We start from the raw sequence: 25,848 nt of genomic DNA, 5'->3' as shown, positions 1-25,848 counted from the left end.
AAAAAAAGGGGGCCGCCCACAAAGGACGACCCCCCCACAACAAACCGTGGCAGCAACCTACTCTCCCACCCCACCACAGGGCAGTACCATCAGCGCAAAGAGACTTAACGACCGGGTTCGGAAAGAGACCGGGTGTGACCCTCCAGCAATAACCACCACGGAAACCAACACCCACAACCACCACCCCCCACACCAGGAACCACCCCCGGGGAGAACAGTAGCCACAGGCAAGCAACCATGTGAACACGTATGCGCGAGCACCCAATTATCTGCAGCGGACAAGCCCTCGGCCTATTAGTACCGGTCAGCTCCACCCCTCACAAGGCTTCCACACCCGGCCTATCAACCCCGTCGTCTACAGGGAGCCTTACCCTCTCACGGAGGCAGGAGACCTCATCTCAAAGCAAGCTTCCCGCTTAGATGCTTTCAGCGGTTATCCCTCCCGAACGTAGCCAACCAGCCATGCCCTTGGCAGAACAACTGGCACACCAGAGGTTCGTCCGTCCCGGTCCTCTCGTACTAGGGACAGCCCTTCTCAAGTCTCCAACGCGCACAGCGGATAGGGACCGAACTGTCTCACGACGTTCTAAACCCAGCTCGCGTGCCGCTTTAATGGGCGAACAGCCCAACCCTTGGGACCAACTCCAGCCCCAGGATGCGACGAGCCGACATCGAGGTGCCAAACCATCCCGTCGATATGGACTCTTGGGGAAGATCAGCCTGTTATCCCCGGGGTACCTTTTAGCCGTTGAGCGACACCGCTTCCACACGCCGGTGCCGGATCACTAGTCCCAGCTTTCGCTCCTGCTCGACACGTCCGTCTCACAGTCAAGCTCCCTTGTGCACTTACACTCAACACCTGATGACCAACCAGGCTGAGGGAACCTTTGGGCGCCTCCGTTACTCTTTGGGAGGCAACCGCCCCAGTTAAACTACCCACCAGACACTGTCCCCGAACCGGATCACGGTCCAAAGTTAGATGCCCGAAACAGTCAGAGTGGTATTTCACCAACGCCTCCATCACCACTAGCGTGGCAACTTCACCGGCTCCCACCTATCCTACACAAACCATCCCAAACACCAATGTCAAGCTATAGTGAAGGTCCCGGGGTCTTTCCGTCCTGCTGCGCGAAACGAGCATCTTTACTCGTAGTGCAATTTCACCGGGCCCATGGTTGAGACAGTGGGGAAGTCGTTACGCCATTCGTGCAGGTCGGAACTTACCCGACAAGGAATTTCGCTACCTTAGGATGGTTATAGTTACCACCGCCGTTTACTGGCGCTTAGATTCCCAGCTTCGCCAGACCGAAACCCGACTAACCAGTCCTCTTAACGTTCCAGCACCGGGCAGGCGTCAGTCCGTATACAGCGTCTTACGACTTCGCACGGACCTGTGTTTTTAATAAACAGTCGCTTCCCCCCGCTATCTGCGACCCCACCCAGCTCCAGCCGCAAAGACCTTCACCAGACAGGGCTCCCCTTCTCCCAAAGTTACGGGGACAATTTGCCGAGTTCCTTAACCATGGTTCACCCGAACGCCTCGGTATTCTCTACCTGACCACCTGCGTCGGTTTAGGGTACTGGCCACACACGAACTCGCTAGAGGCTTTTCTCGACAGCATGGGATCACTCACTTCACCAAAAACGGCTCGGCATCACGTCTCAGCCACACAGCATGCGGATTTACCAACACACCAGCCTACACGCTTACCCCCGGACAACCACCGCCGGGTAGAGCTACCCTCCTGCGTCACCCCATCACTTACCTACTACAAGCTCGGATCCCAGACCAGTAAGAAGCAGTCCCCCGAAGGGAACCACCACCACCAGCGTGGTTAGCATCACCTGATTCGATACTGGGCGCTCGTGCACGGGTACGGGAATATCAACCCGTTATCCATCGACTACGCCTGTCGGCCTCGCCTTAGGTCCAGACTCACCCTGGGCGGATTAACCTGCCCCAGGAACCCTTAGTCAATCGGCGGCAACGTTTCTCACGCTGCTCTCGCTACTCATGCCTGCATTCTCACTCGCACACCCTCCACCACACGATCACTCGGCAGCTTCACCGGATGCACGACGCTCCCCTACCAACCCAGGAAAAACCCGGGCTCCACAGCTTCGGCGGTGTGCTTAAGCCCCGCTACATTATCGGCGCAGAACCACTTGACCAGTGAGCTATTACGCACTCTTTAAAGGATGGCTGCTTCTAAGCCAACCTCCTGGTTGTCTCAGCAACTCCACAACCTTTCCCACTTAGCACACGCTTAGGGGCCTTAGCTGATGATCTGGGCTGTTTCCCTCTCGACTACGAAGCTTATCCCCCGCAGTCTCACTGCCACGCTTCACTTCACCGGCATTCGGAGTTTGTCTGACGTCAGTAACCTTGTCGGGCCCATCAGCCAAACAGTAGCTCTACCTCCAGCAAGAAACACGCGACGCTGCACCTAAATGCATTTCGGGGAGAACCAGCTATCACGGAGTTTGATTGGCCTTTCACCCCTACCCACACCTCATCCCCCAGGTTTTCAACCCTGGTGGGTTCGGGCCTCCACGAGGTCTTACCCCCGCTTCACCCTGGACATGGGTAGATCACTCCGCTTCGGGTCCACAGCATGCGACTCCAACGCCCTCTTCAGACTCGGTTTCCCTACGGCTACCCCACCCGGGTTAACCTCGCCACACACCACGACTCGCAGGCTCATTCTTCAAAAGGCACGCCATCACCAACCCCAAAAGGCCAGCTCTGACGGCTTGACAGCACACGGTTTCAGGTACTATTTCACGACCCCTCACCGGGGCACTTTTCACCTTTCCCTCACGGTACTAGTGCACTATCGGTCACCAGGACGTATTTTGGCTTAGCAGGTGGTCCTGCCAGATTCACACGGACTTTCACGGGCTCCGCGCTACTCGGGAACACACCCAACGCCTAGACCCTCGCTTCACCTACGGGACTCTCACCCACTCCGGTACCGCTTCCCAACGGATTCAGCTACGAGACCCCTCAACGCTCCGGGCCGGCAGACCCAGACAGACATGTCCCACAACCCCGCACACGCAACGACTGCCGTCTCTCACACGCCTGCGGTTTAGCCTCTTCCCCGTTCGCTCACCACTACTAGGGGAATCACTGTTGTTTACTCTTCCTACGGGTACTGAGATGTTTCACTTCCCCGCGTCACCACCAACTGCCCTATACATTCAGGCAGCGGCAACCCGACACAACTCGGGCTAGGTTTCCCCATTCGGACACCCACGGATCACAGCTCGGTTGACAGCTCCCCGTGGCCTATCGCGGCCTCCCACGTCCTTCATCGGCGCCTGGTGCCAAGGCATCCACCGTGTGCCACTATCACTTGGCCACTACAGATAACAAGATGCTCGCGCACACTATTCACAAGTCAAAACACCAACCGCAAACCCCGGTACCACATCCACAACCATGGAGAGTTCTTCAGGGGCGGCAGCGGGAAACAGCTCAACCCCGACCGTCACAGACAGCCCAGGCCGAGGTTGCTTCCTCAGACACCCAACAGCGCGCCCCCGGACGCTTCTAGCCGCCCGAGGCCAAGTCCGATTCTCTTCAAACCATCCCGGCCAGCACACCCTCCAACGAGGGCGGCCACCGGGTCCACTTTCGAGTCCGGCCAACACCTAGACAAAACCGTTGGCCTGAAAAAGACTCCTTAGAAAGGAGGTGATCCAGCCGCACCTTCCGGTACGGCTACCTTGTTACGACTTCGTCCCAATCGCCAGCCCCACCTTCACTCACTCCCTCCCCACAAGGGGGTTAGGCCGCAAGTTTCGGGTGTTGCCGACTTTCATGACGTGACGGGCGGTGTGTACAAGGCCCGGGAACGTATTCACCGCGGCGTTGCTGATCCGCGATTACTAGCGACTCCACCTTCATGGGGTCGAGTTGCAGACCCCAATCCGAACTGAGACCGGCTTTTAGGGATTCGCTCCACCTTACGGCATCGCACGCCCATTGTACCGGCCATTGTAGCATGTTTGCAGCCCAAGACATAAGGGGCATGATGACTTGACGTCATCCCCACCTTCCTCCGAGTTGACCCCGGCAGTCTCCCATGAGTCCCCACCACTACGTGCTGGCAACATGGAACAAGGGTTGCGCTCGTTGCGGGACTTAACCCAACATCTCACGACACGAGCTGACGACAGCCATGCACCACCTGTCACCCGCCAACTAAATGACCCCACATCTCTGCAGGTCCACGGGTGATGTCAAACCTTGGTAAGGTTCTTCGCGTTGCGTCGAATTAAGCAACATGCTCCGCCGCTTGTGCGGGCCCCCGTCAATTCCTTTGAGTTTTAGCCTTGCGGCCGTACTCCCCAGGCGGGGCGCTTAATGCGTTAGCTACGGCGCGGAAACCGTGGAAAGTCCCCACACCTAGCGCCCAACGTTTACGGCATGGACTACCAGGGTATCTAATCCTGTTCGCTCCCCATGCTTTCGCTCCTCAGCGTCAGGTAAGGCCCAGAGACCCGCCTTCGCCACCGGTGTTCCTCCTGATATCTGCGCATTTCACCGCTACACCAGGAATTCCAGTCTCCCCTACCTACCTCTAGCATGCCCGTATCCACTGCAGAACCGGAGTTAAGCCCCGGTCTTTCACAGCAGACGCGACACGCCGCCTACGAGCTCTTTACGCCCAATAATTCCGGACAACGCTCGGACCCTACGTATTACCGCGGCTGCTGGCACGTAGTTAGCCGGTCCTTATTCCCCACCTACCGTCAACCCGGAGAAAACCCCGAGCCTGCGTTGGTGGTAAAAGAGGTTTACAACCCGAAGGCCGTCATCCCCCACGCGGCGTCGCTGCGTCAGGCTTTCGCCCATTGCGCAATATTCCCCACTGCTGCCTCCCGCAGGAGTCTGGGCCGTGTCTCAGTCCCAGTGTGGCCGGTCGCCCTCTCAGGCCGGCTACCCGTAATCGCCTTGGTAGGCCGTTACCCCACCAACAAGCTGATAGGCCGCGAGCCCATCCCCGACCGAAAAACTTTCCACCCACCGCCATGAGGCGACAGGTCGTATCCGGTATTAGACGGCGTTTCCACCGCTTATCCCGGAGTCAGGGGCAGGTTGCTCACGTGTTACTCACCCGTTCGCCGCTCGTGTACCCCGAAGGGCCTTACCGCTCGACTTGCATGTGTTAAGCACGCCGCCAGCGTTCGTCCTGAGCCAGGATCAAACTCTCCATAAAGGTCACTCAACCCGGCCCGGCGGTCCGAGGACCGCCCTGGGCGGGTAAACCTAGAAGTAATCCTGACCAACCGGGTCTCCCCGGCTAATCAAAGGAACCTCGCACACTCCCCCCTGCGAAGGGGCTCGTGTGACGGGGCCAAAACAAACTTGGCTTAAAGAAAATCAAACACGCGCTGTTGAGTTCTCAAGAAACAACCGCTCTTCCCGTACAAGCCCGACCCGCCGAAACCGGTCTGTCGCTTTTCCGTGGAAGGCGCTGTGTGCGTTTCCGCTTTGTTGTGCCTTTACTTTATCAGGTGTTCCGTGCCCCGCCAAACCGGCGGTTTCGGTGTTCCTGGTCCGGGGTAAAGACCCGTTTTTCCTGCTGCGCTTCCGCGAGCGGCCCCGGAGGGGCTTTCCGTGGAAGTGCTCTCCGAGCCTACCCGGTTCGGAGCACTGCTCGAACCAGTCCGACGTGGAGAAGGGGTTGACCGGCCCGTCCGCGAGGAAATCGCGTCCGTCTCGCTCGGTCTTCCCCAAGACTACCCCCGTCGCCGAGTGCTTGGGACCTGTTTGCCGAACCTTGCCGGTGTCGTGTCTTACATGGCCTACCCCGAACGGGACGGACGACCACACGACCGGCAGCGGTTCCCGGGCACCCGGCTTGGGGAGAGAGTCAGAGCTTCTCGATCGGCGCGTACTTGACCAGGAAGTCCTTCTCCCCGATGTCCGCGCCGAAGTCGATGCGGGCCTTGGTCTTGTCGCCGGCGCCCTCCACCAGCTGCACGCGGCCCATGCCGAAGGAGTCGTGGTTGACCAGGTCCCCCACGCTCAGCGTCGGAGCCTCCTTGGCCGGCCTCGCCGCCCTGCCCGGGCCGCGGCCGGAGGAGCGCCCGCCGCCGAAGGTGCCGCCGAAACCGCCCGCTCCACGGCCGCCCCCGATGCTCCGGCTGGGCGGGGCGGCCAGGGTGGACTCGGCGCGCCGCCAGTCCACCAGGGAGGAGGGAATCTCGTCCAGGAAGCGGGAGGCCGGGTTGTAGGACGGCGTTCCCCAGGCGCTGCGCACCGCGGCGCGGCTGACGTAGAGCAGCCGCTGGGCCCGGGTCAGTCCCACGTAGGCCAGCCGGCGCTCCTCCTCCAGCTGGGCCTTGTCGCCGAGTGTGCGGGTGTGCGGGAAGACCCCGTCCTCCATACCGGTGAGGAAGACCGCAGGGAACTCCAGCCCCTTGGCCGAGTGCAGGGTCATCAGGGTGACCACCCCGCCCTCCTCGTCCTCGTCGGGGATCTGGTCGGTGTCGGCCACCAGGGAGATCCGCTCCAGGAAGTCCACCAGCGTGGGAGGCCCCGGATCGACCGCGCCCGCGGCGCCGTCCTCTCCGCCGCCCTCCTCGTCCGGGGGCTCCTCCTCCAGCAGCGCGGCGAAGGTGTGCTCGAACTCGCGGGCGACGTCGACGAACTCCTCCAGGTTCTCCACGCGGCTCTCGTCCTGGAGGTCCTTGGACTCGGCGAGTTCGGACAGGTACCCGGTCTTGCTCAGCACCGCCTCGACGATCTCGGCGGGCGTGCCCTCCGGCACCGTCTCCGCCAGTTCGTCCAGCAGGGCCGTGAAGTTGCGGACCGCTTTGACAGACCTGGCGGCCATACCCGGAACCTCGTCCACTCGGCGCAGGGCCTGGGCGAAGGAGACGCGCTCGCGGGCGGCGAACAGCTCGATCGACTCCTCGGCGCGCGCACCGATGCCCCGCTTAGGCACGTTGAGGATGCGGCGCAGGCTGACGGTGTCCTCGGGATTGGCCAGGACCCGCAGGTAGGCGAGGATGTCGCGGATCTCCTTGCGCTCGTAGAAGCGCACGCCGCCGACGATCTTGTACGGCAGCCCCGTCCGGATGAACACGTCCTCGAACACGCGGGACTGGGCGTTGGTCCGGTAGAACACCGCCACCTGGCCGGGGGTGAGCGTCCCGTCGTCGGTGAGCTTGTCGATCTCCCCCACCACGAAGGCGGCCTCGTCGTGCTCGTTGTCGGCGACGTAGCCGGTGATGGCCGGGCCCTCGCCCTGGTCGGACCACAGGTTCTTGGCCGGTCGGCCCTCGTTGCGGTCGATGACGGCGTTGGCCGCGGACAGGATCGTCTGCGTGGAGCGGTAGTTCTGCTCCAGCATGATCGTGCGCGCGTTGGGGAAGTCGCGCTCGAACTCCAGGATGTTGCGGATGGTGGCGCCGCGGAAGGCGTAGATGGACTGGTCGGCGTCGCCGACCACGCACAGCTCGGCGGGCGGCACCACGCTGGTGTCGGAGTCCTCGGCCGCGCCCACCAGCTCGCGGACGAACACGTACTGCGCGTGGTTGGTGTCCTGGTACTCGTCGACCATGACGTGCCGGAAGCGGCGCCGGTAGTGCTCGGCGACGTCCGGGAACATCTGGAGCAGGTTGACGGTGATCATGATGAGGTCGTCGAAGTCCATGGCGCCCGCCTCGTGCAGGCGGCGCTGGTAGAGCTGGTAGGCCTCGGCGAGCTTCTTCTCCTGCTCGTTCTGGGCCTGCCCGGCGAACGTGTCGTAGTCGACCAGCTCGTTCTTGAGGTTGGACACCTGGGCGGAGAACGCCTTGGGGGGGAACCGCTTGGGGTCCAGGTCCATCTCCTTGCACACCAGCTGCATCAGGCGCGCGGAGTCTGCGGAGTCGTAGATGGTGAAGCTGCTCGGATAGCCGAGCCGGGTGGCCTCCCGGCGCAGGATGCGCACGCACGCCGAGTGGAAGGTCATGGTCCACATGCTGTTGGCGGCGCGTACGCCCAGCAGCGCCTGGATGCGTTCGCGCATCTCGGCGGCGGCCTTGTTGGTGAAGGTGATGGCCAGGATCTCGCCGGGGCGCACCCCGCGCTCGGCCATGAGATAGGCGATGCGGTGGGTGAGGACCCGGGTCTTGCCCGACCCGGCGCCCGCCACGATCAGGAGCGGGGAGCCGCTGTGGGTGACGGCGTCGCGCTGGGGATCGTTCAGACCTTCGAGAAGCTGCTCTTGGGAGGACACGTCTCCCAGGTTACGACCGCCCGGTGACGTGCCGGTCCCCGTCCACGGGGCGGGCTCCGCCGTCCGGCGCGCTCGGGGAGGCCACCGGGCACGATGCGCGGAGAAACCGCCCTGATCGGCGGCTTAGTCTGTTTCGGTACGGGTTCCCGGAGGGGAACCGTCTCGTGTTTCGGGGGGAGTCTCCTTGACCATGCGTGTGTTCGTCGACTGCGACCCGGGGATCGACGACGCCGTCGCGCTCGCCTACCTGGCCGCACGGCCCGAGGTGGAGGTCGTCGGTGTCGGAGCGGTCTTCGGCAACAACAGCGTGGACGTGACGGCGGACAACGCGCTGCGTCTGCTGGAGCTGTACGGCCGTCCGGACGTACCGGTGGCGGTGGGCGCCGCGCGTCCCCTGGTGCAGCCCCCGCGCCTGGCGCCGCACGTGCACGGCGGCAACGGCCTGGGCGACGTGGAGCTGCCCGAACCCGCGGGCGAGCCGGTGGCGGAGAGCGCCGCCGAGCTGCTGGTCCGGCTGGTCCGGGAGAGCCCGGGGCGGATCGACGTGCTCGCGGTGGGCCCGCTGACGAACCTGGCGATCGCGCTGGGCCTGGAGCCGGAACTGCCGCGCCTGGTGCGGCGCCTGGTGGTCATGGGCGGCGCCGTGCGCGTGGCGGGCAACGTGTCCTCGCACGCCGAGGCCAACATCGCCAACGACCCCGAAGCTGCGGAGGCGGTGTTCGCGGCCGGGTTCGAGCTGGACCTGGTCGCGCTGGACATCACCATGAAGACGGTGGCCACGCCCGAGTGGCTGGCCGAGCTCAAGACTGTCCCCGGGGAGCGCGCCGAGCGCACCTCGGCGTTCCTGGACTACTACGCGGACTTCTACACGGGCGTCTTCGGTGTCCGCCAGTGCGCGATGCACGACCCGTTGGCGGCGGCGGTGCTGGTGGACCCGGACCTGGTGACGGAGGCCTTCGAGGCGCCGCTGCGGGTGGAGCTGCGCGGCTCGCTCACCCGCGGGATGACCGTGGCCGACCTGCGTCCGCGCCCCGCCGGGGACGACCGCCGTCCCGCGCGCGTGGTGACCGGGGTGTCGGAGGCCGACTTCCTGGGCCGGATGCTCGACGCCCTGCGCTGAGCGCACCCGGCGCGCGGGCCGGCTCGGGCCCGGTTCCGGCCCTGGGCCGGGCTGGAGCCGGGCGGGTCGGCTCCCGGCCCGCGCCGTTCCTCCCCGGCTCGGGGGTCAGACGAGTCTGCGCGCGGTGGCCCAGCGGCTCAGCTCGTGGCGGTTCGACAGCTGGAGCTTGCGCAGCACCGAGGACACGTGGGTCTCCACGGTCTTGACGGAGATGAACAGCTCCCTGGCGACCTCCTTGTACGCATAGCCCCGGGCGATGTAGCGCAGGACCTCGCGCTCGCGCTGGGTGAGCCGGTCGAGCTCGGGGTCTACGGGCGGCGCGTCGGTGGCGGAGAAGGCGTCCAGCACGAACCCGGCCAGGCGCGGGGAGAACACCGCGTCCCCGTCGGCCACCCGCACGATGGCGTCGGCCAGTTCCCGGCCGGAGATGGTCTTGGTGACGTAGCCGCGGGCGCCGCCGCGCACCACCCCGATGACGTCCTCGGCCGCGTCGGAGACCGAAAGGGCCAGGAAGCGGATCTGGGGGTGCTGGGCCAGGACTCGGCGCAGCACCTCCACGCCGCCGCCGCCGGGCAGGTGGACGTCCAGCAGGACGAGGTCGGGCTGCTGCTCCGCGATGACGTGGACGGCGCTGTCGACGTCCCCGGCCTCGCCGACGACGTTCACGGCGTCGCCCAGTTCGCCGCGCACACCGCTGCGGAACAGGCGGTGGTCGTCCACGATCACGACGCGGGGAACCGCGGTGCCGTCACTGGGGTGCGTGTTCTCGTCTGCCACACCGTGGACTCTACCCACGTCGGCGGAGCGGGGGGTAGCCGCGTGTCCTGCTGACCGCATCCGGCCGCCGTCCCGCCCGCGCGGGGGCCTCAGACCTCCGGGATGCGCGGCATGCACAGCTGCACCTCGGTTCCTTCGCCGGGGCTGGTGCGGATCCGGGCCGTGCCCCCGTGGCGTTCCATGCGGCCCAGGATGGAGCCGCGGACGCCCATGCGGTCCTCGGGGATGTCGTCCATGTCGAACCCGGCGCCCCGGTCGCGGACGAACACCAGTACCTCCTCCCGGTCGACCTCGCCGAACACGGAGACGGCGTCGGTGCCGGCGTACTTGGAGGCGTTGACCATGGCCTCCCGGGCGGCGCGCAGCATGGCCGCCAGCCCGTCGTCCATGGGGCAGTCGCCGACGCACACCACCTCGATCGGCACGCCGTGCTGCTCCTCCACCTCGGCGGCGACGCGTTCGAGGGCGGGAGAGACGGTGGTCTCGGCGTCGGCTGGCCGCTGGTAGAGCCAGCTGCGCAGGGCGCGTTCCTGGACGCGGGCCAGGCGCTGCACCTCGCGGGGGTCCTCGGCGCGGCGCTGGATGAGGGTGAGGGTGTGCAGGACGGAGTCATGGATGTGCGCGGCGAGTTCGGCGCGCTCGGCGTTGCGGATGCGCTCGCGCCGCTCCTGGTCGCGTTCGCGGACCAGGCCGATGATCCACGGCGCGGCGATGAGCGCGATGCCCGCGAGCACGGTGAAGGCGAAGGTGAGTCCGGCGCGGGCGTTCTGGAGCTGTTCCTGGAAGACGAGGAACCCGATGACGCCGACGACGACGAGCAGCACCCCGGCGCTCGCGCGCATGACCCCCTTGGCGCCCGCGCCGCCGACCGTGGAGGTCATCCACTCGTCGCGCTGGGAGGGGTTGGCCTGCTGCCAGAGGATGACGCCGCCCAGGGTGCCGAAGACCACGAACCACAGGAGCGGGTCGAAGACCCCTCCGAAGAGCAGGAACAGGAAGCCCAGCCCCGTGGCCAGGCCGACGTAGGCGATGATCTGGGAGATGTCGCGGCCCTTGCGGTCGCGGCTCGCGCTCTGGCCGTCCGGTCCGCCCGGTTCCTCCCGCCCCTCCCGTTCCACGGGGTCGGCGGGTACGAAGAAGTACAGGGCGAGGTAGAGGGCGAGTCCGATGCCGCCCACGGACAGGGCCATGAAGGCCAGGCGGACGACCACGGGGTCGAGGCCGAGGTGCCGGGCCAGTCCCGCGGCGACGCCGCCGAGGAGCCTTCCGTCCACCGCGCGGGTGAGCCGCGGGGCGTCCGAGGGCTTCACTGTCACCGACCGATCACCGCTTTCGTTCGTGCGGCGGGGAGGGGGTGTCGCGCGCCGCATGGGTCTCCTGGTCTCCAGGATGCCCCCACCGGGCGGGGGGCGGCATCGGGGGCGCGCCCCGGTCGTGGTCCGGTACCGGTCAGGGTGGGTTCAGGGTCGTCCCGGATGTGCTGGTGGGCGGTTCCGGGTGACCATGGGTGGGTGAGGAGAGCGCGGTGAGTGACGATGGCTGACGATCCGATGCCGGAGGGCCCCGGAGAAGGCGGTTCCGGGAGGCCCGGTGCCGGGAGCGCCGCTTCCGGGGGGACCGGTTCCGGTGGGGCCGCTCCCGGAGGCGGTGCCCCGGCGGGTCCGGCGCCCGGGGTCCCGGCGCACGGCGCCTCGGCGGCGGACGGTGTCCCGCCCGAGCGCGAGCTGCGCAAGGGCGACGACGAGAGCCGGGTGTTCGCCGGTGTGTGCGCGGGGCTGGGCCGGTACACGGGGACCGACCCGGTCGTGTGGCGGGCCGCCTTCGCGCTGACCGCGTTCGCCATGGCGACGGGCCTGCTGCTCTACATCGCGGCGTGGATGCTCATGCGCGACGCTCGGGGCGGTCCGGCGACCTTCGAGCAGATGCTCAACCGGAGCATTCCGCCGCGGACCGTCCCCAAGCTGCTCGCGGTCGGGTTGGGGTTCGCGACGGTGTGGAGTCTGGTCGGCGGACTGGGGTGGTCGACGCTGGTGCTGGCGGTGCCGCTGGTGCTGGGGCTGCTGGTCGCCCGGAACCGGGGTGTGGACCTGCGTGCGGCGTTCGTCCGGCTGCGCGAGGACCTGCGCTCCTCGGAGCCGCCGCCCATGACGCCGTCCCCCGAGCCGGCACCGGCCTACTACAACCCCGCCCAGCCGTGGGCGTCGGCGCCCAGGGGGCCGGTGGACCTGGCGGTGGTCTCCGAGCGCGCCGCCGGACGGGCCTCGAGGGCCGCGGGCCGGGACTGGAGCGACGAGGACGAGGAGGACGCAGGGAAGGGCCGCGGATCCGGACCGTGTGCGGGGCGGGGCTTGCCGCTGGCCTCGCTCGCCCTGTGGACGATCGTGGCGGGCGCCGTGGTGACCGCCCTGGGGGCCTACGGGTGGTCGTCCTCGCTGTGGAGCGCGCGGACCGCCTCACTGCTGTTCGGCCCGGAGACGGGGGTGCTGTTCCTCTCCGGGGCCCTGGCGGTGGTCGGCGTGTACGCGCTGGCCGGTACCCGGGTGGGCAACCCGCGCGGGCTGATGTTCCTGGGCCTGGTGACCGCGCTGGTGCTGACGCTGGCGTCGGTGACCGACCTGACCCGGGTGCGGGTCGGGGAGCAGACCTGGCGCCCGGCCACGGTGGCCGCGGCCGAGGCGAACGAGCACCGCCTGACGCTCGGTTCGGGGACCGTGGACCTGACCGGGCTGGAGGACCTGGTCTCGGGCGGGACCGTGGACGTGTCGGTGCGGGTGGCCGTGGGCCACACGCAGCTGCTGCTGCCCGAGGGCGCGCGCGTGGTGGTGGACTCCCGGGTCGGCCTGGGAGCGGTGGATCCCGGATCGGGGAGGGAGGACGCGGTCGGGTACTCCATGTCCCACGAGGAGGTCTACGAACCCGCCGGGGAGGACGCGGCGGATCCCCCGGTGATCAACGTGCGCACCGACGCGCTGTTCGGAATCGTGGAGGTACGGCATGGCGAGGCGTAGGGCTGACTGGGGTTCGCTGATCGCGGGACTGCTGTTCCTCGGACTGGCGGTCGCGTTCGTCGTGCGCGGCACGGGCGACTGGGAGTTCAACGTGCTGTGGGTGCTCCCGCTGCTGGCCGCGGGGCTGGGCACGGCGGGTGTGGCCCGCGCGCTCACCCGTTCCCGTCCGGAGCGGGTGCGGCCGGAACAGCCGGAGCAGGAGCCGGAACCGCGGTCGGGGCACCGGGCCGGGGAGTGAACGCGCGGCGGGCCCGCGCCCCGGTTCAGTCCCGGGGGCGGTGCTCGGCGATGGCGGCGAAGGCCGTCACGTCCAGCGACTCGCCGCGCGCCGTCGGGTCGACCCCGGCCGCCCGCAGGGCGGTCTCGGCGGCGGGGGCTGATCCGGCCCATCCGGCCAGGGCGGCGCGCAGGGTCTTGCGGCGCTGGGCGAAGGCGGCGTCGATCACCCGGAAGACGTCCGCCCGGTCGGCCGTGGTGGCGGGCTGCGGGCGGCGGATGAGCTCGACCAGGCCGGAGTCGACGTTGGGGGCGGGCCAGAACACGTTGCGCCCGACCGCGCCCGCGCGGCGCGCCTGGGCGTACCAGGCGATCTTGGCCGAGGGCACCCCGTAGATACGGCCGCCCGGCGGGGCGGTGATCCGGTCGGCCACCTCGGACTGCACCATGACCAGGACCCGCCGCAGGCTGGGCAGGAGCTCCAGCAGGTGCAGCAGCACGGGGACGGAGACGTTGTAGGGCAGGTTGGCCACGAGAGCCGTGGGCGCGGGCCCGGGCACCTCGGGGACGCGCATGGCGTCGCCGGGCACGACGGTGAGGCGGTCGGCGAGGTCGGGGGCGTGCTCGGCGACGGTGTCCGGAAGCGCGGCGGCCAGTGCCGGGTCGATCTCGATCGCGGTCACCCGGCGCACGTGCGGGAGCAGCGCCAGTGTGAGGGAGCCCAGGCCCGGGCCGACCTCGACCACGACGTCCTCGGCGGTGACCCCCGCGACCCGGACGATGCGGCGCACGGTGCCGTGGTCGATGACGAAGTTCTGGCCCAGCGTCTTGGTGGGCCGGATCCCGAACCGGTCGGCGAGGGCCCGCACGTCGGCGGGGGTGAGCAGGCGGGAGCGGTCATCGGGCGCGGGTGTCTGTGTCACCCCCACATCTTGCCAGCTCCCGCCCACTGACCCGGGTGCGGAGGATCCGGGCCGCTGCGGGGAGGGCCCCGGAGCCCCGGGGGCTCAGTCGAAGAGGTACCTGCCGCAGTGCGGCCACTGGCTCCGCCAGTCGCCGCCGACGCTGTCGTACGGCCGCTGGGCGCGCCGGGTCTGCTCGGCGGGCGTCGCATCGGAGGGCAGGCCGCTGCCGCCCATGGCCTGCCACGTGGTGGTGCTGAACTGGTGGAGGCCGTAGTAGCCCCCGTCGGAGTTGACCGCACCGGGGTCGCCGCCGGACTCACAGCGGGCGAGGGCTGCCCAGTTCAGGCCGGAGTCCGGCACCCCGCCGGTGTCCGCCCCGGCGGTCTCGGGCGCCTTGGTGCCGACCTCCACCAGGCCCTCGACCGGTGCGGTGACGACCTCGTCGCGGAGTTCGTGCTCCACCCGCTCGCCGTCGCGCAGAACCGTGGCGGTGGTGACCTCCCGCAGGCCGTCCTCGGGTTCGGTGACCACCTCGCGCTCGCCCTCGGGCAGGTCGGGGTTCTTCCGTTCCACGGTCGCGGCCTCGATGGCCACCTCCTCCGTGACGGGCTCGCTGAGCACGGGCAGGATCCGCACGACCATGTCGGGCTCGGCGGGCGCGTCGGGGCCGGGGGTGGCGACGTCGTGCTCTCCGGGCACTACCCCGGCGGAGTCGAGCACGTCTCCCACGGTGGAGCCGAAGGTGCGCACGGTCCGCTCGCGGCCGTCGGTGTCCAGGACCACCTCCTTGTCCGTGGCGAAGGCGGTGCCCCCGGCGGCGGCGAGGACTCCGGCCACGGCAGCGGCGGCGACCGGCAGGCGCAGGGGGAGGCGCGGAAGGCCGGACCGGGAGCGCCGTCGCCCCCGGGAGCGGCGCGGTCGTTTCTCGGAAACACGGGGCATGGCGAATTCGTCCTTTTTAGGAAAGCTCGTCGGGTTCCCCGCACTCCGCCCGGCGCAGGCGGTTCTTCGGGACCTCTCCCGCCGGTGGCGTCGGCACACGGCGGCTGCGTGGGGCGACATCGGCTCGCGCTTCTCTCCCAGCGGGCACCGACACATTAATACCCTTTATCGCTTCGGTTTTTTTCCTGACCGAAAAGGCGCCCGAAGTGCGGGCATTCGCACCTTCATTTCTTTTCCTCCGTTTCATGCCGCCCGTTCTCCGGCGAGGAGCCGCCCCGCCCCTCCCGTCGCGGACACGCCCCGGACTCCCCTGTGGCGCACGGGGGACCGAACCTGCACAATGAACCGAACGCCGTTCTGTTCTGTGGACCGCCGCCCGCGGGCCGCGACCGGCGCCGCGCAGACCGACCACGTCCCGTCTGGAGACCGTCCATGGGCCCCCTCAACGGAATCCGCGTCGTCGAGTTCACCGGGATCGGCCCGACGCCGATGGCCGGGATGCTCCTCGCCGACCTGGGTGCCAGCGTCATCCGCCTCGACCGCCCCGCCGCCGCGGACGCGATGAACGCCGGCGCCCCGGGCCCGCACCTGAGCGAGGGGCGCGTCGTCCTGCCCGCCGACCTGAAGTCGGAGGAGGGACGCTCCCTCGCCCGCGACCTCGTCGCCCGCGCCGACGTCCTGCTGGAGGGCTTCCGCCCGGGGGTCATGGAGCGCCTGGGCCTGGGCCCCGACACCTGCCGGGAGCTCAACCCCCGCCTGGTCTACGCCCGGATCACCGGCTGGGGGCAGGACGGTCCGCTGGCCCGCGCCGCCGGGCACGACATGAACTACATCTCCGTGAACGGCGTCCTGCACGCCATCGGCCGGGCGGACGGGCCGCCGGTCCCCCCGATCAACCTCCTCGGCGACTTCGCCGGGGGCACCATGTTCGCGGTGACCGGCGTCCTCAGCGCCCTGGTCGAACGCCAGACCTCGGGTCTGGGGCAGGTCGTGGACGCGGCGATGGTGGACGGCAGCGCGCTGCTGATGTCGATGGTGCACGAGGACCGCGCGCGCGGTTCCTGGCGCGACGAGCGCGGCACCAACTACCTGGACACCGGCGCCCCCTGGTACGACGTGTACGAGTGCGCGGACGGGCGCCACGTCTCGGTCGGCTGTATCGAGCCCCAGTTCTACGCCGCCTTCCTGGAGGGCACCGGCCTGGCCGGGGAGGACCTGCCCGACCAGTGGGACCGGTCGGGCTGGCCCCGCCTGCGCGCCCGCTTCGCCCAGGTCCTGCGCACCCGCACCCGCGACGAGTGGGGGGAGGTGTTCGGGTGCGTCGACGCCTGTGTGATGCCGGTGCTCTCCCCGGAGGAGGCCCCCGACCACCCGCACGTGCGGGCCCGCGGCTCGCTCATCCGGAACGGGAGGCGGGTGGTGCCCGGCCCGGCGCCCCGCTTCGACCGCACCCCGGGCGGGGTGACCCGGGGGCGCCCGCTGCCCGACACGGAGCGGACGCTGCGGGAGTGGGGCCTGGCCGGGGGCGCCTCCGGAGCCTGACGGGCCCCGCCAAGGAGCGCGCACCCGGGACCCGCACGGGTCCCGCGCACGTCCGAATCCCGTCCACACCCGGGTCCCGCACACGCCCGGACGCGCGAATCCCCCGGACCGGCACGGGAAGTGGCTAGGGTGAGCGACCAGTCCGGGTGAGCGCGCGACGGGGGGTCCGCCATGCCACGACGGCTCGTCACAGCGGGAAGGCGCTGGGGGGCGCGTCTGGGTGCGCTGCTGCTGTCCGCCGCGGTGCTGGGCGCCGCCCCACCCGCCGCGGCCGTCGTGAACACCCCGGGCACCGCGGTCGCCCGGGGCGGCGCCGGCTCCGAGATCCCGCACCCGGACCGGACCGGAGCGGAGAACGTCGACCGGAGTATCGGCCCCGTGGTGCTCGTGGGGGTTCCCGGCCTGCTGTGGGAGGACGTCACCCCGGAGAACACACCGACCCTGTGGGAGATCGCCGACAAGGGGTCCATCGGCAACGTGTCGATCCGCACCGCCACCTCGCGCACCTGTCCCACCGACGGGTGGCTGTCCGTGTCGGCCGGGCAGCGCGCCCTGTCCCTGCGGCACCGCTTCACCGTGTGCGAGGCGGCCCCGAAACCCGAACCCGACGGCTCGGGCGCGGTCATCCCCGAGTTCGACTCCTACGTCACCCAGAACGCCGGCTCCCCCTTCGGCGCGCCGGTGGGCCTGCTCGGGCAGACGGTGCGCGACGCGGGCGGCACCACCCTGGCCGTGGGGCACGGCGCGGCCCTGGGCGTGGCCGACACCTCCGGACGGGTGGACCACTACGTCGACGGGGTCCGTGCCCTGACCACCGAGCTCCTGGAGGGGGCCAGCCTGGTCGCGGTGGAGCTGCCGGAGCTGACCAGGCTCTACCCCGTCTACCCGGACTCGCCGACCGAGGAGGAGGGGAAGCCGGCCGCGGCGGACGGTCCCGGGGCGGCGGACGAGGAGCCGCCCGAGCCCGACCCCGACGACGTGCCTGAGTGGGAGCGGGACAAGGCGCTGGCCGCGCTGGACGAACGGCTGCGGCTCCTGGAGGGAGCGCTGCCGGTCGGCTCCTCCCTGATGGTGGTCGGCGTCTCCATGGACACCGGCCCCTCCCAGCTCACGGTGGCGATGTCCGGACACGTCGCCGAGAACGGCCTCATCGGGGCGGAGTCGTTCCTGGCCTCGGAGTCGACCCGCCGCGCCGGGCTGGTCGTACTCACCGACACCACGCCGACCCTGCTGACCGCGCTGGGGCTCCGGCCGACCCCGCCCACCGGCGGGCGCCCCTGGCACCTGACGGAGCGGCCCTCGGAGACGGAGGAGGCCGTGGGGCGGCTGGTGGAGTTCAACACCGCGGCGATCGTGGTGGGCGCGGCCATCCCGGGGTTCTTCAGCGGTCTGGTCGCCGTCCAGCTCCTCATCTACGCGGCGGCGGCCTTCGCGCTGCACCGCTACTCCCCCCGCCAGCGGGGCAAGCGGGCCCGCGTGCTGTCGGTGACCCGGATCGTGGCGCTGGCCGGGGCCGCCTTCCCGGTGGCCAGCTACCTGGCCAACCTCATCCCCTGGTGGGCCTCGCCCGTGCCGCCGCTGGCCCTGCTGGCGTGTGTGCTGGTCGCGGACGCCCTGGTGGTGTCACTGGCCATGGCGGGACCGTGGCGGGCCACCGTCCTGGGCCCGATGACGGTGGTGGCGGGCACGACCACCGCGGTGCTCTTCCTCGACCTGTGCTTCGGGGCGAACCTGCAGATGAACTCGCCCACGGGCTACTCACCGATCGTGGCGGGCCGGTTCTACGGGATCGGCAACATCGCCTTCGCGACGTTCGCCACCGGGATGCTCATGGCGGTGGCCGGGATCTCCCACGAGCTGATCTCGCGGGGCAGGCGCCGGGCCGCCGTCGCCACCACCCTGGTGATCGGGTCGGCGTCGGTGCTGATCGTGGGTTGGCCGGGGCTGGGCACCGACTTCGGCGGGGTGATCGCGCTGATCCCCGGTCTGGCGGTGACCACGATGATGATCGCCGGTATCCGCGTCACCCCGCCCCGCCTGCTCGCGGTGGGCGCGGCCTCGGTGGCGGCGATCTCGGTGATGGCGTGGCTGGACCACCTGCGGCCGCCGCAGGAGCGCAGCCATTTCGGGGCGTTCGCCGGTCAGGTGGCCAGCGGCGAGGCGGTGGCGGTGGTGACCCGCAAGCTCGGCGCCATGCTGGGGACGCTGGGCAACTGGCAGCTGACCCTGTTGGCGGCGTGCGCCCTGGTGTTCCTGTTCGTGGTGCTGCACCGGCCGATCCACTGGCGGATCGGCGCGCTGCAGGGGGCCTACGAGTACGCACCGACGCTGCGGGCCGGACTGACCGGTTCCCTGGTGACGGCGCTGGTGGGTTTCGCGGTCAACGACTCGGGGGTGGCGATCCCGGCCATCGCGCTGACGGTGGCGGTGCCGCTGACGCTGTCCGCGTGCGTGTGGGCCCTGCAGCGCCGGGACGGGGACCGGACACCCGGCGTCGAACACGCCGAGAACGCCCAGCGGACGTGATCCTCACCTCATCAAGCACAGGAAGAGCGAAACGCGCGAGCACGACCTTGCGTCGCTCAAGTCACGAATCGGCCACGGCGCTGTGGTAAAGTCCGTGGTCGGGCGGTCCTCGCGCTGAGCTCGCGCTGAGCACGCTGCGCCCCGGGCAGGACCGGGACGGCCGCCCGGGACGCGGGAGCGGCCCCGACACCACCGCTCCGGCCACCGTTCCGAAGCACGGATGGGGAATGCCCGCCCCCTCGGGTGGGTTTGCAGTGGCGGAGGGCCGGGAGTGGCCCGAGGCAGTACGCGTCCACCGACGCACCGCCCGTCCGCACCGTCATCCCGGCCGACACGGCGGGTCCAGGAACTCCGAACCAGGTCCGCACGTTCCCTGGACAGCCGTGCACTTGGCGAGGCTTGTCAGCAGATCCAGGCGAGAAGGGCGTTTCACCCCCGCTCCGGGGCACACAAAGGACATTGATGAACCATCAGCTTGGCCACCGCGGTAACGCGAAGAACGCACCGGTCGGCACGCGCTCGTGGAGCCGCGTTCGGCCCGCCGCGCCGACCCGTCGGGCACGTCCCGAACACGCCGGAGTCGCCATGCCCGACCTGACCATCTCCTCCACCCTGCACGAGGCCGGACGGGTTCTGGCGCTCGACGGTGAGATCGACATGGCCACCGAGGACCGCTTCCAGGAGGCGGTGACCGAGGCCATCACCACGCAGCCCCTCGGCCGTGTGGTCCTGGACTGCTCCGACCTGCGGTTCATCGACTCCAGCGGCCTGCGCGTCCTGATCCGCGCGCACAAGGCGGCCAAGGAGCAGCGGGCCCTCCTGGCCATCGCCTCGCCCATCCAGCGCGTGCTGCAGACCCTGCGGGTCACCTCGCTCGACACGCGCATCCCCGTCTTCGACACGGTCTCCGAGGCGCTCACCGCTCCGCACGCGGGCTGACCGCACCGCGCCGTGCCGCGGGACCCCCGGCGCGGCTCCCGCGGCACGGGTTCGGGACGGACACAGCACGGGGCGCGACCCGGAAGGCCGCGCCCCTTTCGTGTGTCCGGACCCCTCCGGGGCCGAGGTGCTCAGAACAGGAGCAGCCACACGCCCAGGGCGGTGACGGCGGTGTTCACCAGGAGGAAGACCCCGACCCACAGGGTGCCGGGCACCCCGGTGAGCCGTGCCAGCTGGTCGGCGTCGGAATGCGGCGAGGGGTTGCGCCTGCGCTGGGACTGAAGCTCCAGGACCGGCCGCACCCCCGCGAAGAGCAGGAACCAGATGAAGAGGTAGGCGAAGGCCGCCTGGACCTCCGGGGGGGTGAACCAGCTGACGCCGAACACCAGCGCACCGGTCACCACGACCGACACCGCGCCGTAGATGTTGCGGATCATGAGCAGCATGGCGGCGAGCACGACGATGCTCAGCCACAGCAGTGCCGTGATGCGGTCCGACATCAGCATGAGGATGCCGAGCAGGCCGATGAGCGACGGGGAGACGTAGCCCGCGAAGACGGTCAGGACCATGCCGACACCGGTGGGCCTGCCGCGTGAGACGGTCACCCCCGAGGTGTCGGAGTGCAGCCGGATACCGGTGAGCTGACGGCCGCTGAGCAGGGCCACCAGGGCGTGTCCGCCCTCGTGGGCGATGGTGACGACGTTGCGGGCGATCCGCCACGGCGGGGTGAGCAGCACGGACGCCAGGGCCAGGACCGCCGCTCCGATGACGATCCACCGCTCCGGCTCGGGCTGGACGGAGAGGACTTCACGCCAGACGTCACCCAAGGTTGTTCCCACCGCTGCTCCCGACTCCTGCTGGCTCGAACGGACCGTTTCCCACGGGCCCCGCCGGTCCGCGTCACGGTTGCCGGGAGACGCGCGGAACTGGGCCCTTGCCGAACTTTAGGGCATTTGGTGGAGTCACGCGCCTTTCCTGCGGAACCGGACCGCTCCGAAAACCAATCCTGCTTCTCGACACAGATGAACTGGCCAAAGAGGGATCGCCGACCTATCTTCATCACTGGCAGTTATGTTTTCGCTACCTAAAGCAAGGATTACCGTGAAACGTATCGCTGGACTCGCCCTCATGACCCTGGCCGCCGGTGCCGCCATCGGTTTCTCCTCGCCCGCCGCCGCGGACGAGGACAAGGGCTACGACGGCCACTGCCACGGCTGGAGCACGTCGCACGCGGACCACAAGAAGGACCACGGTCACGGCGACTGCGACGGCCACGGCAAGCACGACGGCAAGCACGACGGCAAGCGCGACGGCAAGCGCGACGGCAAGCACGACGGCAAGCGCGACGGCGGCCACGGCCACGGTGACTCGGACGGCAAGAAGGGCCACGACCACCGCGACGGCAAGCACGACGGCAAGCGCGACGGCGGCCACGGCCACGGTGACTCGGACGGCAAGAAGGGCCACGACCACCGCGACGGCAAGCACGACGGCAAGCGCGACGGCGGCCACGGCCACGGTGACTCGGACGGCAAGAAGGGCCACGACCACCGCGACGGCAAGCACGACGGCAAGAAGGGCCACAACGACTGGAACGGCTACGACGCGGAGGACGAGAAGGCGGAGAACGAGGACTGATCCTCACGTCCGGGTCCGCCTGTGCCGCTGACTAGCGGCTCCGACCATCCGGCGGCGCCGCCCGCGGCCTCGGCCGCGGGCGGCGCTCCGTGCCGGAGCCCGGTTCCGAGTGGGCGGGTCAGTCCCGGTACGACTCCGCGACGGCCTTGAGCCGCTCCAGGGTCCGCTCGATACCCCGCGCGTTCCGGGCGGGAATCCCCATCAGGACATAGAACGCCGTGTACCCCCGGGAGTAGTCGAAGGTCTCGGTGACCCGGGTGCCTCCCTCCGACAGTTCCTCCAGTTCGTACCGCCAGCGGTGCGGGCCGAAGTGCCGCCAGGCGATGAGGCGGTCCTCCTCGTACTCCACCACCCGGTTGGTCATCCGGTAGCCGACACCGAACATCTCCATGTCCATGCCGAACTCGCTCCCCCGCCGCAGACGCTCGGGTCCGAAGAGGTTGGCGAGCACGGTGCCCGACCCGTCGAACTCGGCGTGCCGCGCCGGTGACGCGATGATGTCGAAGATCCGCTTGGCGGGGGCGTCCACGACGACGCTGCGCGAAACCTTGTGTTTGGCCATGGCCACATCATGTCACCGGCCGCCGTGTCCCGACCGGGCGCCCCGAACCGGAACTCAGGCCCGCACGGCGTGCCGCTCCACCGACGCCAGTCCCCCGTCGGGGGCCGCCACGTGCACGACCCAGAAGGAGCCCTTGCGCAGGCTCAGCTGCTGGGTGAACGGGGCGCCGAGGCGGCTGAAGGCCTCGGTCATCAGGTGCGGTACGAGCTCGCCGTGCGTGCACACCACCGTGGGCAGCCCCTCGTCCAGGATCCGGGCGAACGCCTCCCGGGCCTCCTCGACACCGTGGGCCTCCGGGTCCGCGGCCTCGGCGTGGACCGTGAACGCGCGCTCGGTGCGCGCGGACACCTCGTACTCCACCGTGTACGGCAGCACCGACTCGGTGCAGCGCGCCGCGGCCGAGGTGACCACCCGGGGCCGCCCGTAGGCGGCGAGCACCCGGGGCAGCTCCAGCGCGTCGGCCCGTCCGGCCCTGTCCAGGGGGCGCAGGAGGTCGTCGTCCTCCCAGCCGCGCTTCTCCCGGGCTGACAGGTGCCGCAGCAGGATCACGGGGAAGGTGGTGGGGGCCCGGCCAGGAAGTCGTCCACCACGCTCACGTCGTGGTCGTAGGTGAGCCGTTCGCGGGCCTCCCGGGCGTCGACCCACTCTACGAGGTCGACCTCCTCGTTGGGCGGGTAGTCGATCTCGCCTCCGGGATCGGCGGGGGTGGCCGCCCACCACTCCACCTGCTTGGGCCAACCGTCCTTGAGGTAGCGCTGCGGGGGCAGCCTGCGCCCCAGCACGGGGGTCAGACCGGTCTCCTCCCGGACCTCGCGGACCGCTCCGGTCAGGGGGTGCTCGCCCTTCTTGAGCTTGCCCTTGGGCAGGCTCCAGTCGCCCCGCTCGGGTCTGCGGACGAGTACGACCTCGGGGCCGTGCGGACCCGGGCGCCACAGCAGCGCCCCCGCCGCCCGGATGGGCTCCAGGAAACCGCCGACCGCGGTGCGGCGCACGACGCCGTTCGCCCGCGTGCCGTCCACGGAGCCCTCGACGTCTCCCCCGGCGGTCCCGCCGTCGGCCCCGGTCCGTCCCACGCCCGCGCCCTCCACGTCACCGCTGTTCGCCACGCCACTGCCCACTGTGCCACCGTCCTCTTGCCGACCGACCGTCGCGCCGCTCAGACGCCCTCCACCACCCGCAGGTGGCGGTCACCGCGCAGGCTGTCCTGCAGGTCGGTGAGCGGGCGGCCGTCGGCGCCGCGGGTGACGCGGGTCCAGGTGCCCTCGGGCTCCAGCCGCCAGGAGGAGGTGGTGTCGGCCATCGCCAGGTCCATGAGGTGGACCAGGCGGCGGCACTGCTCCGGGTCGGCCACGCGGACCAGCGCCTCGACCCGCCGGTCCAGGTTACGGGGCATCAGGTCGGCGCTGCCGATCCACACCTGGGGCCGCCAGCCGTTGGCGAAGACGAAGATGCGGGAGTGCTCCAGGAAACGGCCCAGGATGCTGCGTACCCGGATGTTCTCGGAGAGTCCGGGCACCCCGGCGCGCAGCACGCAGCTGCCGCGCACCCACAGGTCCACATGGACCCCGGCCTGCGAGGCCCGGTAGAGGGCGTCGATGATCTCCTTGTCGACCAGCGAGTTGACCTTGATCCGGATGCGGGCGGGCTCGCCCTTGAGGCTGTTGTCGATCTCCACGGCGATCTGTTCGAGCAGTCCCTCACGCAGGGCGGCGGGCGCCACGAGCAGGCGGCGGTAGTGCTTCCTGCGCGAGAAGCCGGTGAGGCTGTTGAACAGTTCGCTGACGTCCTCGCCCACCTCGGGCGAGGCGCTGAACAGGCCGAGGTCCTCGTAGATACGGGCGGTGCTCGGGTTGTAGTTGCCGGTGCCCACGTGGCAGTAGCGGCGCAGCATGCCGTCGTCGTCGCGGCGGATGACCATGGACAGCTTGCAGTGGGTCTTGAGGCCGACCACCCCGTAGACGACGTGGCAGCCCGCCTGTTCGAGCTTGCGGGCCCACTGGATGTTGTTCTGCTCGTCGAAGCGGGCCTTGATCTCGACCAGGACCACGACCTCCTTGCCCGCGCGCGCCGCCTCGATGAGGGACTGCACGATGGGCGAGTCGCCGCTGGTGCGGTACAGGGTCTGCTTGATCGCCACGACCTCGGGGTCGGTGGCGGCCAGCGCCAGGAAGCGCTCGGTGGTGGCGGCGAAGGACTCGTAGGGGTGGTGGACGAGCACCTCGCGCTCGCGCACGGCGGCGAACAGGTCGCCGGAGGCCAGGGCCCGCGACTCGACGGGGACCATGGGCGGGAAGAGCAGTTCGGGCCGGTCGCTGTCGGCGATCTGGGACAGGCCCGCGAGGTTGAGCGGACCGGGGACCCGGTAGGTCTCTCCCTCCTCGGCGCCCAGCGCGCGGGTGAGGATGTCCAGGACGTCGTCGCTGATGTCCTGTTCGACCTCCAGGCGCACGAGCGGGCCGAAGCGGCGGCGCAGCAGCTCCTTCTCCAGGGAGGTGACGAGGTCGTCGGTCTCGTCCTCGTCGACCTCCAGGTCGGCGTTGCGCGTGACGCGGAAGGCGTGGTGCTCCAGGATCTCCATGCCCTCGAAGAGCTGGGGCAGGTGGGCTGCGACGATGTCCTCCACCGGGACGAAGCGGCCGCTGCCCGCGCCGCCGCACTCGATGAAGCGCGGCAGGGAGCTGGGGATCTTCACCCGGGCGAACATGTGCCGCCCGTCGAGGGGGTCGCGGACGGCGACCGCGAGGTTGAGTGAGCGGCCGGAGACGTAGGGGAAGGGGTGGGCGGAGTCGACCGCGAAGGGGGTCACCAGCGGGTAGACCGAGTGCAGGAAGTACCCGTGCAGGTCCTCGCGCTCGTCGGCCTCCAGCTCGGCCCAGCGCACGACGCGGATCCCGGCCTCGCGCAGCGCGGGCGCGACGCTGTCGTGGAAGCAGGTGGCCTGGCGGAGCATGAGCTCGTGGGTGAAGCGGGAGATGCCGTTCAGCAGCGCGCGGGGGTTGTGCCCGCTTGAGGACGACATGCCGGTGGCCAGGCGCCGCTTCAGTCCGGCGACGCGCACCATGAAGAACTCGTCCAGGTTGCTGGAGAAGATGGCCAGGAACCGCGCGCGCTCCAGCAGGGGGACGTCCTCGTCCTCGGCCAGTTCGAGGACCCGCTGGTTGAACCGGAGCCATCCCTCCTCGCGGTCCATGAACCTGTCGGGGGGCAGTTCGGGAGGTTCGGTGGAGGTATCCGCTGGTGTTGGCGCTGATTCCGTGCTCACAGTGGACAGAATCCCCCTTTCCCATGACCCTGCGGTGACAACCCAGTGAGGGGAAAGTGACCACAACAAGGCCGCTATGTACCTTCTTTACCTATATGCCCACTCACACCGGGCTTTTCCCCTTCCCACCAGGGCCGACTTGCCGCACCGCAACGTGTCACCCCGGCGCCG

General features: G+C 69.3%; 15 protein-coding genes, 3 rRNA genes and 1 pseudogene. 7 read left to right on the top strand and 12 right to left on the bottom strand.

Translation table 11 applies throughout. The features are described 5' to 3' along the window. Window positions 1-44 precede the first annotated feature (44 nt). The 4 genes from rrf to pcrA form a co-directional block, all read right to left on the bottom strand. Window positions 45-160: ribosomal RNA gene (gene rrf, locus FYW95_RS03625) — 5S ribosomal RNA — on the bottom strand. Between the two features lie 113 nt (window positions 161-273). After that, window positions 274-3,366, bottom strand: a 23S ribosomal RNA gene (locus tag FYW95_RS03620). Between the two features lie 327 nt (window positions 3,367-3,693). Further along, window positions 3,694-5,228 (bottom strand): 16S ribosomal RNA (locus tag FYW95_RS03615). The 16S, 23S and 5S rRNA genes sit together here, the layout of an rRNA operon. Before the next feature lie 657 nt (window positions 5,229-5,885). Next, window positions 5,886-8,240: a DNA helicase PcrA gene (gene pcrA / locus FYW95_RS03610; protein ID WP_160049982.1), complete on the bottom strand. Its 2,355-nt coding sequence runs from the start codon at window positions 8,238-8,240 to the stop codon at window positions 5,886-5,888. A 190-nt stretch (window positions 8,241-8,430) separates the two neighbouring features. On the opposite strand from pcrA, the gene FYW95_RS03605 reads away from it, so the two are divergent. Then, complete coding sequence (locus tag FYW95_RS03605) at window positions 8,431-9,360, top strand: nucleoside hydrolase (protein ID WP_159941567.1); 930 nt, start codon at window positions 8,431-8,433, stop codon at window positions 9,358-9,360. A gap of 105 nt (window positions 9,361-9,465) precedes the next feature. Here FYW95_RS03605 and FYW95_RS03600 read toward each other — a convergent pair whose 3' ends face one another. Together FYW95_RS03600 and FYW95_RS03595 are read right to left on the bottom strand one after the other, a co-directional pair. After that, on the bottom strand, window positions 9,466-10,137 hold the full coding sequence (locus FYW95_RS03600) for a response regulator (protein WP_159941545.1): 672 nt from the start codon (window positions 10,135-10,137) through the stop codon (window positions 9,466-9,468). Between the two features lie 89 nt (window positions 10,138-10,226). Next, window positions 10,227-11,453 carry an ATP-binding protein gene (locus FYW95_RS03595; protein ID WP_236567663.1) on the bottom strand — a complete coding sequence of 409 codons (1,227 nt, stop codon included), beginning with the start codon at window positions 11,451-11,453 and terminating at the stop codon, window positions 10,227-10,229. Window positions 11,454-11,672: 219 nt separating this feature from the next. Here FYW95_RS03595 and FYW95_RS03590 point away from each other — a divergent pair, with 219 nt between their 5' ends. Continuing rightward, on the top strand, window positions 11,673-13,145 hold the full coding sequence (locus FYW95_RS03590; protein ID WP_236572041.1) for a PspC domain-containing protein: 1,473 nt from the start codon (window positions 11,673-11,675) through the stop codon (window positions 13,143-13,145). Next, on the top strand, window positions 13,132-13,383 hold the full coding sequence (locus tag FYW95_RS03585; RefSeq protein WP_236567661.1) for a hypothetical protein: 252 nt from the start codon (window positions 13,132-13,134) through the stop codon (window positions 13,381-13,383). Before FYW95_RS03590 ends, FYW95_RS03585 begins: the two co-directional genes overlap by 14 nt. A 25-nt stretch (window positions 13,384-13,408) precedes the next feature. On the opposite strand, the gene rsmA is transcribed toward FYW95_RS03585, so the two are convergent. Both rsmA and FYW95_RS03575 read right to left on the bottom strand, forming a co-directional pair. After that, window positions 13,409-14,290, bottom strand: a complete 882-nt coding sequence (gene rsmA, locus FYW95_RS03580; protein ID WP_160049981.1) for a 16S rRNA (adenine(1518)-N(6)/adenine(1519)-N(6))-dimethyltransferase RsmA — start codon at window positions 14,288-14,290, stop codon at window positions 13,409-13,411. Window positions 14,291-14,368: 78 nt separating this feature from the next. Continuing rightward, entirely contained in the window at window positions 14,369-15,208 is an 840-nt protein-coding gene (locus FYW95_RS03575; protein ID WP_159941542.1) for a G5 domain-containing protein, read from the bottom strand. A 432-nt stretch (window positions 15,209-15,640) separates the two neighbouring features. On the opposite strand from FYW95_RS03575, the gene FYW95_RS03570 reads away from it, so the two are divergent. The 3 genes from FYW95_RS03570 (at window position 15,641) to FYW95_RS03560 (ending at window position 20,215) form a co-directional block, all read left to right on the top strand. After that, on the top strand, window positions 15,641-16,750 hold the full coding sequence (locus tag FYW95_RS03570; protein WP_159941541.1) for a CaiB/BaiF CoA transferase family protein: 1,110 nt from the start codon (window positions 15,641-15,643) through the stop codon (window positions 16,748-16,750). A 171-nt stretch (window positions 16,751-16,921) separates the two neighbouring features. After that, on the top strand, window positions 16,922-19,276 hold the full coding sequence (locus tag FYW95_RS03565) for a hypothetical protein (RefSeq protein WP_159941540.1): 2,355 nt from the start codon (window positions 16,922-16,924) through the stop codon (window positions 19,274-19,276). A 585-nt stretch (window positions 19,277-19,861) separates the two neighbouring features. Next, window positions 19,862-20,215, top strand: coding sequence for an STAS domain-containing protein (locus FYW95_RS03560; protein WP_159941539.1), 354 nt, complete (start codon window positions 19,862-19,864; stop codon window positions 20,213-20,215). Between the two features lie 131 nt (window positions 20,216-20,346). On the opposite strand, the gene FYW95_RS03555 is transcribed toward FYW95_RS03560, so the two are convergent. Then, entirely contained in the window at window positions 20,347-21,042 is a 696-nt protein-coding gene (locus FYW95_RS03555; RefSeq protein WP_159941538.1) for a M50 family metallopeptidase, read from the bottom strand. A gap of 274 nt (window positions 21,043-21,316) precedes the next feature. Between FYW95_RS03555 and FYW95_RS03550 the strand changes: the two genes are divergently transcribed. Further along, complete coding sequence (locus tag FYW95_RS03550; RefSeq protein ID WP_160049980.1) at window positions 21,317-21,853, top strand: hypothetical protein; 537 nt, start codon at window positions 21,317-21,319, stop codon at window positions 21,851-21,853. Between the two features lie 118 nt (window positions 21,854-21,971). Here the strand turns inward: FYW95_RS03550 and FYW95_RS03545 are convergent, their stop codons facing one another. From FYW95_RS03545 to FYW95_RS03535, 3 genes and pseudogenes are all read right to left on the bottom strand, one after another. Continuing rightward, the gene (locus tag FYW95_RS03545) at window positions 21,972-22,415 is read right to left on the bottom strand and encodes an SRPBCC family protein (RefSeq protein WP_159941536.1); all 444 of its coding nucleotides are present in this window, start codon (window positions 22,413-22,415) and stop codon (window positions 21,972-21,974) included. Window positions 22,416-22,469: 54 nt separating this feature from the next. Then, window positions 22,470-23,434: pseudogene (locus FYW95_RS03540) on the bottom strand (NUDIX domain-containing protein). 137 nt (window positions 23,435-23,571) lie between these two features. Further along, window positions 23,572-25,677, bottom strand: coding sequence for an RNA degradosome polyphosphate kinase (locus FYW95_RS03535; RefSeq protein ID WP_159941535.1), 2,106 nt, complete (start codon window positions 25,675-25,677; stop codon window positions 23,572-23,574). Window positions 25,678-25,848: the final 171 nt, after the last annotated feature.

This window comes from Nocardiopsis sp. FR4, from assembly GCF_009830945.1.
GTDB lineage: Bacteria > Actinomycetota > Actinomycetes > Streptosporangiales > Streptosporangiaceae > Nocardiopsis.
Note: the sequence above shows the minus strand (reverse complement) of the source record. Positions and strands in the feature narration are given on the sequence as shown.

Coding starts and splice junctions, on each gene's coding strand:
- FYW95_RS03605 (WP_159941567.1), top strand. CDS start 8,431: ATGCGTGTGTTCGTCGACTGCGACCCGGGGATCGACGACGCCGTCGCG.
- FYW95_RS03590 (WP_236572041.1), top strand. CDS start 11,673: ATGGCTGACGATCCGATGCCGGAGGGCCCCGGAGAAGGCGGTTCCGGG.
- FYW95_RS03585 (WP_236567661.1), top strand. CDS start 13,132: ATGGCGAGGCGTAGGGCTGACTGGGGTTCGCTGATCGCGGGACTGCTG.
- FYW95_RS03575 (WP_159941542.1), bottom strand. CDS start 15,208: ATGCCCCGTGTTTCCGAGAAACGACCGCGCCGCTCCCGGGGGCGACGG.
- FYW95_RS03570 (WP_159941541.1), top strand. CDS start 15,641: ATGGGCCCCCTCAACGGAATCCGCGTCGTCGAGTTCACCGGGATCGGC.
- FYW95_RS03565 (WP_159941540.1), top strand. CDS start 16,922: ATGCCACGACGGCTCGTCACAGCGGGAAGGCGCTGGGGGGCGCGTCTG.
- FYW95_RS03560 (WP_159941539.1), top strand. CDS start 19,862: ATGCCCGACCTGACCATCTCCTCCACCCTGCACGAGGCCGGACGGGTT.
- FYW95_RS03545 (WP_159941536.1), bottom strand. CDS start 22,415: ATGGCCAAACACAAGGTTTCGCGCAGCGTCGTCGTGGACGCCCCCGCC.